The organism is Methylorubrum podarium (assembly GCF_022179745.1).
Taxonomy (GTDB): Bacteria; Pseudomonadota; Alphaproteobacteria; order Rhizobiales; family Beijerinckiaceae; genus Methylobacterium; species Methylobacterium podarium.
On the sequence record NZ_BPRD01000087.1, the window covers coordinates 1 to 10,493 of the forward strand.

Below are 10,493 nucleotides of genomic sequence, written 5' to 3' on the forward strand. Positions count from 1 at the left end.
TGCCGGCGGCGGCGCGGCAATTCCTGCAGCTCGACAAGCCGTTCCGGCCCGACGACCTCGCGGCAGTGCTGAGCGCGGCGGCCCCGCAGGTCCGGGCGGCCTGAGACCGGGCGGCATCGTGAACGCCGGTTGCGGTTTTCCGGTCGATCGCGCCGGGTCTTGCCCGCTCCGTCATCGCGAGCGAAGGCCGCATGACAAGATGTCAGCCGAGATGAACTAGGCTTTTTCCGTTTTCGGGAGGCTCCTGTTAACCCTGGACCCCGATAAATCGGTGCGTAGCGTGTGCGTATCCGAGGATCGAATGGCTGTGGTTTCTCGCAACCATCAACGGACTCCCGGGATCATCTGTGTTCTCGCCTGCGGCCTCGCGGCCGTGTTCGCCGCCCCGGCCCGTGCCGCCGACCTGCCCGCCCCGGCGCCCGCGGCGGCGAGCGTCGACTGGTACACCGGCCCGCAGGCCCAGGCGGTGGACGACAGCTGGGCGGTGGCCGTCGACGGTTCGACCAGCATCACCTCCAACTCCTCGGCCTTCGGCTCCGTCACCGTCACGACGGCGCTCGGCAGCCCGCCGACGGTGAGCGGCGCCCGCGTGCGCGTCGAGGGCGTCGCCGGCACCTACGCCTATCCGGGGCAGGCCGTCGGCGCGCGGGTCACCGGCTATCAGCAGGAGGGCTCGCTGCTCGCCGGCTACGAGTGGATCTGGCGAGACGCGGCGCTCGCCGGCTATGTCGGCTTCAACGTCCGCAGCAACCAGCTCTCGATCCCCGACCCCGGTAACCCGGTCGTCGGCACCGGCGTCGGCCTGAAGGTCGCCGGAAACTTCTACGCGACGCCGACCGACCGGACGATGGTCTCAGCCTACGGCTCCTACTCGACCAAGTTCAACGCCTACTATTCCCGTTTCCGCGTCGGCTACATGGTCGCCGACGGCGTCTATATCGGCCCGGAGGCCCTGTTCCTCGGCGACGACTTCTTCCGCCAGTACCGCGTCGGCGCCCACCTGTCGGGCCTGAGCTTCGGCCCCGTCCAGATGTCGCTCGCGGTCGGCTACGTGCGGGACCGCGTGCAGGGCACGGGCTATTATTCGAGCATCGAGGCGCGGGCGAATTTCTGAGAGCCGGATCAGGCTTCGAACGGCTCCGGACAATCCGCCGCCTTGCTCCGCGGTCTCAGCGCGAAGTACTGCCGGTCCCGGCGAGGCTTGATCTCCGTATCAGGAAGACATTCCTCCGTATTGCAATTTGCAGGCGCAAAGGTCCTTTCGCCCGCCGGCATATTTTTCTACGGATGACGCGACGCCCTCGAGCGCAAAATCAACCCTATTCGCAGAGTGGGGCGGCCGACTCGTGAACGCATCCGGAAATCGTCGCATTTCCATGGTGGACCCGTCCACAACGCAGGGGTGGCGAGTGTGATACGTGCGCTGCGGTGGCTGGCGTGGATGGGAACGACGGTTGCCGGCCTCATCCTGCTGAGCCAGCCCGTCGGGACACAGAACCAGCTCGCCATGAGCCTGGCCGCCATGGCGGCAATGATCGTGCTGTGGCTGTTCCTCGACGGGCCGCGCACCCGCTTCGTCTTCCTGGCGCTCGGGAGCCTCGTGGTGCTCCGCTACATCCTGTGGCGGGTCACCGACACGCTGCCCTCGCCGGGCGATCCGGTTAGCTTCGGCTTCGGCCTGCTGCTGCTGCTGGGCGAATTGTACTGCGTCTTCATTCTGTTCGTCAGCCTGATCATCAACGCCGACCCGCTCAGGCGGCCGCCGCCCCCGGCGGCGCGCGCGGCCGACCTGCCCACCGTCGACGTCTTCGTGCCGAGCTACAACGAGGACGCCGCCATCCTGGCGATGACGCTGGCCGCCGCGCGCCAGATCAACTACCCGCCCGACAAGCTCACCGTCTGGCTCCTCGACGACGGCGGGTCGGACCAGAAATGCGCCGACCCGAACCCCGAGAAGGCGCGGGCCGCGCGCGAGCGGCGGCGCGACCTGACCGCCCTCGCCGAGCAGCTCGGCTGCCGCTACCTCACCCGCGCCCGCAACGAGCACGCCAAGGCGGGCAACCTCAACAACGGGCTCGCCTTCGCCACCGGCGAGATCGTCGTCGTGCTCGATGCCGACCACGTCCCGTTCCGCTCCTTCCTGAGCGAGACCGTCGGCTACTTCGCGCAGGACCCGAAGCTCTTCCTCGTCCAGACCCCGCACGCCTTCCTCAATCCCGATCCGATCGAGCGCAACCTGAAGACCTTCGAGCGGATGCCGTCGGAGAACGAGATGTTCTACGCGGTGACCCAGCGCGGGCTCGACAAGTGGAACGGCTCGTTCTTCTGCGGCTCCGCCGCCCTGCTGCGCCGCACCGCCCTCGACGAGGCCGGCGGGTTCTCGGGCATCACCATCACCGAGGATTGCGAGACGGCGTTCGAGCTGCATTCCCGCGGCTGGACCAGCGCCTACGTCGACAAGCCCCTGATCGCCGGCCTCCAACCCGAGACGCTCACGGCCTTCATCGGCCAGCGCTCGCGCTGGTGCCAGGGCATGTTCCAGATCCTGCTCCTGAAGAACCCCGCGCTGCAGCGGGGGCTCAAGCCGATCCAGAAGATCGCCTACCTCTCCAGCATGACGTTCTGGTTCTTCCCGGTGCCGCGGCTGATCTTCATGTTCGCGCCGCTGCTGCACATCTTCTTCGACCTGAAGATTTTTGTGGCCAGCGTCGATGAGTCGATCGCCTACACGGCGACCTACATCGTCATCAACCTGATGATGCAGAACTATGTCTACGGCAAGTTCCGCTGGCCCTTCGTCTCGGAGCTCTACGAGTACGTCCAGGGGCTCTACCTGTCGAAGGCGATCGTCTCGGTGATCTGGTCGCCGCGCAAGCCCACCTTCAACGTCACCGACAAGGGCGTCAGCCTCGACCACAACCATCTCTCGTCGGCCTCGCTTCCCTTCTTCGCCGTCTACTTGCTGCTCGCGGCGGGCTGCGCGGTGGCGACGTGGCGCTACCTGTTCGAGCCGGGCGTGACCAACCTGATGCTGGTGGTCGGCCTGTGGAACTTCTTCAACCTGCTGACTGCGGGCGCGGCGCTCGGGGTCTGCGCCGAGCGCCGCCAGCTGGAGCGCACGCCCTCCCTCGCCATCGACCGGCGCGGCCAGATCACGCTGGGGGGCCGGGCGATCGACGTCGCGATCGAGCGCGTCTCGGCGGAGGCCTGCACCGTGCGCCTGCCCGCCGCCCTGCTGCCGGCGGGGGCCGGACACCGCGCGCTGACCGGCGCGCTCACCGTCGTGCCGGTGGCGGGTGCGCGCCCGGCCGGCGCCCTGCCGGTCACCCTGGAGGGGATCGAGCGTGCCAAGGACGAGGCCTTCGCCCGCCTGAGCTTCGGCCGCCTGCGCCCGCAGGACTACGTGGCCCTGGCCGGCCTGATGTACGGCGACGCGGAGGCGATGCGCCGCTTCCAGATGCGCCGTCGGCGCCACAAGGACATCCTCACCGGCACGCTGCAATTCATCTGGTGGGGCCTCTCCGAGCCGGTGCGCGCCGCGCGCTACGCGCTCACCGCCGACGCGCGCCCGGCCGCGGCCCCCGTGCTCGACGGGACCTCGCCGATCTACGACGCGCCGGAACAGGCGCCGACCGGGGCGAACCTGCCCGAGCCGCTGCTGCCCGCCGCGGCGCCGGTGGTCCTGTCGCAAGCCGCCCCGCAAGCCGCCCCGACGGCACCGGGCGAGCCCGCGCCGGCCGAGGTGCAGGTGGCCGCCGAGGCCGCGCAAGCGCCCGCTCGCGCTTCGAACGACTGGGTGCGGATGATGCTCGACTACGAGAACGAGCGCGCCCTCGCCGGGCGGGCCGGCCGCGGCGCGGGCACGGCGTGAGCGCGATGGCAGCGCGCCCTCCCCCCCAAGCCGGCGCCGGGCGCAAGGCCGTCCGCGCGACGGCCCTCGCGCTCGCCGGCATGGTCGTCGGTGTCTTGGTCGGCGCGGTCGCGGGCGGGCCGCCGGCCGGGGCGCAGAGCTTCCTCGGGAGCGGGCCGGCCGAGCGCCTGACGGTGCCGCCGACCGGGGACGCCCTGCGCCGGCAGAGCCCGGCGCCCGGGCAGGCGCCGGCCCAGGCTCCCGGACAGCCCCCCGCGCAACCCGCCGCACAGCCCCCCGCCCCGTCCGCGGGTCAGGCGCCGACGGTGCAGCCCCGCTCCGTGGTCCAGGCGACCATCGCCCCGGCCCGCCGCCTGCCCGCGGGCACCCGCGGCTTCCGCCTCTCGGGCGAGGAGGACGTGCTGCAATACCCGGTCTACCTCACCGAGGGGCAGGCACGGGGTCCGGCGCGGCTGCGCGTCTCCTACCTCTCCGCGATCTCGGTGGCGCCGGAATTCTCCGAGCTCAGCGGGCTCGTCAACGGCACCAAGGTCGGCTGGACCCGGATCCAGGCGCCCGGCGCCGTCAAGGTCGTGGAATTCGCGATCCCCGACGGCGTCCTCAAGGCCGGCTACAACGCCGTCACGCTGACGGCGAGCCAGCGCCACCGGGTCGATTGCGCGATCGAGGCGACCTACGAGCTGTGGACCCAGATCGACCCCTCCCGCTCCGGGCTGGTGGTCGCGCCGGCCGCCGACCTCGACCTGAAATCGCTCGCCGCCCTGGAGCCCGACGAGAGCGGCGCCCTCCCCTTGGGCGTGCTGCTCAACGAGAAGCCCACCCTGCCGCGCCTGGAGCGGATGATCGGCGCCGTGCAGGCGCTCGCCGTCGTGAGCCGGCTCGCCCGGCCCGCGGTGAGCTTCGGGCCGCCGCTCGCCGGCCGCAACGGCGTCAACCTCCTCGTGGGGACCGCCGCCGAGATCCGCGGCACGGACGGCGTCGAGGATCTCGGGCCGATCACCGGTCCGCGGCTCGCCCTGCTGCCGCCGCGGGGCAACCGCGCGCCGACGCTCGTCGTGACCGGGCCCGGCCCCGACGACGTGCGGGCGGCCGTGACCCAGCTCGCCGCGGCGGGGGATCCCGGCGGCAGCGGACCCGGCGCGGCGCTCGCGCCCCTGATCCGGGGCTACGAGGTGCAGGGCGGCGAGCAGCTCGACCTGGAGCGCCTCGGCGTCACCAGCCGCGAGTTCAACGGGCGCCTGCTGCGCACCCGGATCGAGCTGCGCTTTCCCGCCGACTTCGTCCCCGCCGACTACGGCAAGGTGATGCTGCACCTCGCCGGCGGCTACGCCGCGGGCCTCGATTCGAGCGCCCAGATCGTCGTCGACATCAACGGCCGCAACGCCGCGAGCGTGCCGCTGCCCTATGCCCGGGGCGAGGTGTTCGACGACCAGGCCATCCCGCTGCCCCTGAGCCTGTGGCGGCCGGGCCTGAACAGCGTTGAGATCAGCGCGCAGCTCCCCAACGCCTCCGACAAGGTCTGCGACACCCTCTCGCCGACGGCGCGGCAGCCGCGCTTCCTCTTCCTCGACCGCACCCGCCTCGAGATCCCCGCCCTGGCGCGCGCCGTGCGCAGCCCCGACCTCGCGGCGGTCAAGGCGGGGGCCGTGCCGTTCACCGCGCCGGGGACCCGCCCGCGCCTCGTGCTGCCGGTCGCGGACCGCGAGACGGCGGATGCCGCCGCGACCCTCGCCGCCCGCCTCGCGATCGCGGCCAAGCGCGTCATCGACTTCGAACTCGTGCCCGATGCGGGCGGCACCGAGGGCGGCGCCAACCTCGTGGTCGCCCCTGCCCGTGCCCTCAACCCGGTGACGATCCAGACCGTGGGCCTCGATCCCGACGAGATCCGCCGGGTCTGGCAGGGGCGGGCCGAGACGGTGGCCACGCCGGGCCAGTTCGGCCCCGAGGGCGTGCTGACCCTCGACCGGCTGCGCCGCAACCTGCCGATGCGCTGCGCCCTGCCGCCCGCCGCGGTGCCGGTCAGCGTCGCGGCCGCGCCGCCTGCCGCACCTTCTGCCGCCGCCCCTGCGATCCCGGCCGCCGCGCCGACCCCCGCGCCGCGCGGCGCACCGCGCCCGGCGGGCCCGGAGACCGACGAGGAACTCGTGGCCCGCTGGGACCAGGCCCTGTCGGGGGCGGCCTTCGTCCCCTCGGTGCTGCGGGAGGGCTGGTCCCGGTTCGCGAACTGGGCGCTGCGGCTGCGCAGCGACGTGACCGGCCTGATCGAGGCGCCGAAGGCGGGGGACGTGCCGGTCAATCCCCGCGCCTCGCTGATCATCGCCGAGGGGAGCGACGGAACCCGGCTCAGCGAGACCACCGTGCTCGTCACCGCCCCGAACCCGTCGATGCTCAAGGCGTCGGTGTCCTGCCTCGTCGATCCGGTGGTCTGGACCCGCCTCGTCGGGCGCGCCGCCTTCCTCGACGCCTCGGACGGCACCCTCACCACGGTCCAGCCGGATCGCGTCGCGCTGATCGAGACCCGCGCCTGGTCGCTCGCCAATTTCCGCCTGGTCTCGGCGGCGTGGCTCTCCCTCAATCCGAGCTACTATGTCGGCATGACCCTGTTCATGGCCCTGTGCCTCGGCCTCGCCACCACGGGCCTCGTGCGCCAGCTCGGCCGGAGGAATTCCTGATGCGGCCCCCCCGCGCGCCGTGCCGTCCCGCCCCGCGCCTCGCCGGATGGGCGCTCGCCTCGGCGGTCACCCTCGCCGCGGCCGGCCCCGCCGCGGCCCAGCCGGCCCCGCCGCCGGCATCGCCCTCGACCGCCCCGCCGCCTTCCCAGCAGCAAACGTCCCCGCCGACGGAGGCCACCACGGTGCCGCCCGCGACCGCCCTGCCGAGCCCGCCGCGCGCCGAGACGCCGGCGCGGAGCGACACCGGCCCGGCGCTCGCCAACACGCTCGGCGACGAGGCGGCGTGGCGCGCCTACCGCGCGCGCTTCGTCACCGAGCAGGGCCGGATCGTCGACACCGCCAACGGCATGATCAGCCACAGCGAGGGCCAGGGCTACGGCATGCTGATCGCGGTCGCGGCCGGCGACCGGCCCGCCTTCGAGCGGATCTGGGGCTGGACCCGCGCCAACCTGATGGTGCGCTCCGACGAGTTGCTGGCGTGGCGCTGGGCGCCCGACCACCGCCCGGCGGTGGCCGACATGAACAACGCCACCGACGGCGACATCCTGGTCGCCTGGGCGCTGACCGAGGCGGCGGAAGCCTGGGGCGAGCCCTCCTACCGCACCGCCGCGCGCCGCATCGCCGTCGAGTTCGGCCGCAAGACCATCCTGTTCAAGGACCCGCACGGGCCGGTCCTGCTGCCGGCGGTCTCCGGCTTCTCGGCCCGCGACCGCGCCGACGGCCCGCTCATCAACCTGTCCTACTGGGTCTTTCCCGCCTTCCAGCGGCTGCCGATCGTCGCCCCCGAATACGACTGGGCTTCGCTGATCCGCAGCGGCCTCGACTTCCTGCGCCAGTCGCGCTTCGGCCCGAGCAGCCTGCCGACCGAGTGGATCTCGGCCAAGGAGGCCCTTCGCCCCGCCGACGGCTTCCCGCCGCTCTTCTCCTACAACGCGATCCGCGTGCCGCTCTATCTCGCCTGGGCCGGGGTCGGGCGGCCGGAGGACTACGCCCCGTTCAAGACGCTGTGGGGCGGGATCGACCGCGAGCGCCTGCCGATCGTCGACACCCGCGACGGGCGGCCGGTCGAGTGGCTGAGCGAGCCGGGCTACACGGCGATCCCCGCGCTGACCGCCTGCGCCGCCGACGGCACACCGTTTCCCGAGTCCTTAAGGACGGTGCAGGACAATCAGAACTACTATCCGACGACCCTCCACCTCCTCGCGCTGATCGCGGCCCGGATGCGGTATCCGTCATGCGTGAAGTCCTGACCTCCCTCGCCACCCTCGCCCTGCTCGCCGGCGCGATGCCCGCCGCGGCCCAGGGCGCGCCGCCCGAGGCAGCCCCGCGCGTCGTCTACGGCGACGGCGCCCGCGCGCCCGCGATCCTGGTCGATCCCGAGACCGGCGGGACGCCCGGCATGGTCGATGAGAGCGCGCTGCGCTACTACGCCTCGCAGAAGCAGACCGCGCGGATGAAGGCCGAGATCGCGCGGCTGAAGCGGCTCTATCCGGGCTGGACCGAGCCTGCCGACCTCGACACCCTGCAGCCGAGCCCGCCCGAGGAGGCGCCGCTGTGGGATCTCTTCACCGCCGGGCGCTTCCAGGATCTGCGCGCCGCCATCGCCGCGCGCCGCTCCCTGGAGCCGAACTGGCAGCCCTCGGAGGAACTCGCGCGCAAGCTCCGCCGGGCGGAGTTCCGCAACAGCATCAAGGCCGCCGCGGAGCGGAACGCTTCGGGCAAGACGTCCGAGGAGGTGGTCGCCCTCTACCGGGCCGATCCCGGCGCCCTCGACCCGTCCGACCTCGAAAGCCTCTGGATCATCGCCGACGCGCTCGCCGTGACGGGGGCGGGCGAGGACGCCTACGACCTCTACAAGTCCGTCCTCGACGGCAGCGCGGATGCCGGCGCGCGGCTCGCCACGATCCAGAAGGCGATGAGCCACCTCAAGATGGATCAGGCCGAGCGGCTGATCGCCATGGGACGCTCGAGTCAGGAGGGCGCCTCGGAATTCGACGCGATCCGCCTCGACATCACCCGCGCGCGCATCGCCGCCTTCCTGCACGACGAGCCGGCCCAGACGCCGACGCTGGCCGACCTCACCGCCTTCCAGACCTATGCCCGCAAGAGCGGCGACCCGAGCCAGACCGGCCTGCTCGGCTGGTACGCCTACAAGCGGCGCCAGTTCCGGGAGGCGCTGGAATGGTTCAAGCTCGCCATCGGCCGCGGCGGCGACGCCATGGTCGCCCACGGCCTCGCCCACACCCTGCGCGAGCTCAACATGCTGCGCGAGGCGGAAGAGGTCGCCTATGCCTGGCGCGACCGCTTCGTCGGCAACGAGCTGCTGTTCATCGACGTGCTCGAGCGCAAGCTGACGCTCGCCAACCCGCCCTTCATCGAGCCGGCCCGGATCGAGCGCTACGCCAAGGTCGTGATCGCCTCCGCCTCCGGCGAGGGCGCGCAGGGGCTGGCGTGGTACGCCTACAATTCCTGCCAGTTCGACACCGCGCTCGAATGGTTCCAGCGCGCGGTGGCCTGGATGCCGAGCGAGACCACGGTGTTCGGCTACGCCCTGACCCTGCAGCGGCTCAAGCGCCAGCGCCCCTATCTCGAGGTGGTGAACCGCTACGACGGCCTGTTCCCCAAGGTCGTCGACATGCTGTTCCGCGAGGATCCCGGCGGGCCGCCGCTGCCCTGCGCGGGGCCGCAGCCGCCCCCCGCCCGCTCCGCCGCCCAGGCGAGGCCCGAGCCGAAGCCCGACGCCCCCTCCTACGGCCGGGTGCCCCGGCCGGACGCGGCCGGTGTCGGCGCCCAGGGCGGCACGGTGCCGCCCGCGGTCCAGCGCAACGAGTTCCCGCTCAGCGTGCCCCTCGACAATTCCCTACGCTACCCGCCCGCCTCGCTGCAGCGGGCGCTCTCCGACCCGGTCGCGCCCGGCACCTATGCCCGCGAGCCCGTGACCGCGCGTCCGCCCCTGGTGGCGCGGCGGGTGAACGGGGCCGGCGCGATGCCCTACGAGCGCTACGGCTTCGCGCTGCTGCCGGGCTATAACGGCCTCGACAAGCCGGAGGGCCTCGCCCCTCCGCCGCCCGGCACGCTGTGGCAGGACCAGCAGGCCGAGCGCGGCCGGGCCGCGGCGAGCCCGGAGAGCGACCGCTTCTCCGTGCCCTCCCGCCTCTCCTCCGGAGCCGGGCCGAACGGGAAAGGGTTTCCGTGAGATCGCGTCTGCTCGGGCCTCTCGCCGTTTCGGCCCTGCTCCTCGCCGGCGCCGATCCCGTCCTGGCCCAGTCCGCCCCGGTCCTGCGCCTGCCCGGCGCCGGCCCGGTCGCGGGCGTGGTCGAGACCCGCCTGCGCGACGGGTTCGACCAGCGCATCCGCTTCGAGGGCGGCGACGGCCGCAACCATGCCGAGGTGGCCCTGCGCAACGAGACCGGCGACCTCCTGCTCGCCTTTCCGCCGCGGCTCGCCAAACCGAGCCAGTTCGGCATCGAGGGCGAGATCGCGGTCCGGTTTCCGGGCCAGCCTCTTCGCGTCGTCGCGCCGCGGCGCAACGGCTACGGCCCGGTCGGCCTCGCCCTTGGGACCGACTGCCTCTACGCGTGGCAGTGGTTCGAGCGGGCGAGCGCGGCCCAGCGCGTCGCGAGCCGCGGCGGCCTGTTCGACGCCCCGGTCACCCCGACCGCGGGCCGGCGCGCCCTCTCGCTGCGGATTCGGCTGTGCCGCACGGCGCAGGCGAGCCTCGACGATCTCGTCGGAGCGGTCGAGCGGATGACCATCAGCCTGCCCGGCGAAGCCGGCGCCCGGTCCACGCCGGCCCGCCCGCGCCCATCCGCCGTCCGGCGTGAAAAGCCTGCTCCGTCCAAGAAGCAGGCGGCCCGGCCCGCCCCGGCCGAGCCGCCGCAAGAGGTTGCACCGAAGCCGGCCCCGCCCGTCCAGCCGCAGGCCGCGCCGCCGATCCGGCCGCCGACGCC

6 protein-coding genes are annotated in these 10,493 nt (G+C 72.9%); all 6 read left to right on the forward strand.

Translation table 11 applies throughout. From position 1 onward, the window contains the following. Window positions 1–301 precede the first annotated feature (301 nt). The gene (gene bcsS / locus MFF42_RS04465) at window positions 302–1,114 is read left to right on the forward strand and encodes a cellulose biosynthesis protein BcsS (protein ID WP_238254685.1); all 813 of its coding nucleotides are present in this window, start codon (window positions 302–304) and stop codon (window positions 1,112–1,114) included. Between the two features lie 327 nt (window positions 1,115–1,441). Beyond that, window positions 1,442–3,871 (forward strand): UDP-forming cellulose synthase catalytic subunit, encoded by a 2,430-nt coding sequence (gene bcsA / locus MFF42_RS04470; protein WP_238254686.1) that lies wholly within the window; start codon window positions 1,442–1,444, stop codon window positions 3,869–3,871. After that, window positions 3,868–6,543, forward strand: a complete 2,676-nt coding sequence (locus MFF42_RS04475) for a cellulose biosynthesis cyclic di-GMP-binding regulatory protein BcsB (protein WP_238254687.1) — start codon at window positions 3,868–3,870, stop codon at window positions 6,541–6,543. Before bcsA ends, MFF42_RS04475 begins: the two co-directional genes overlap by 4 nt. Further along, entirely contained in the window at window positions 6,543–7,793 is a 1,251-nt protein-coding gene (locus MFF42_RS04480; RefSeq protein ID WP_238254688.1) for a family 8 glycosyl hydrolase, read from the forward strand. The genes MFF42_RS04475 and MFF42_RS04480 overlap by 1 nt, the downstream gene beginning before the upstream one ends. Then, window positions 7,778–9,739 carry a hypothetical protein gene (locus MFF42_RS04485; protein ID WP_238254689.1) on the forward strand — a complete coding sequence of 654 codons (1,962 nt, stop codon included), beginning with the start codon at window positions 7,778–7,780 and terminating at the stop codon, window positions 9,737–9,739. Before MFF42_RS04480 ends, MFF42_RS04485 begins: the two co-directional genes overlap by 16 nt. Beyond that, a partial coding sequence (gene bcsN, locus MFF42_RS04490) for a cellulose biosynthesis protein BcsN (RefSeq protein WP_238254690.1) occupies window positions 9,736–10,493 on the forward strand: 758 nt, incomplete at its 3' end. The genes MFF42_RS04485 and bcsN, both read left to right, overlap by 4 nt.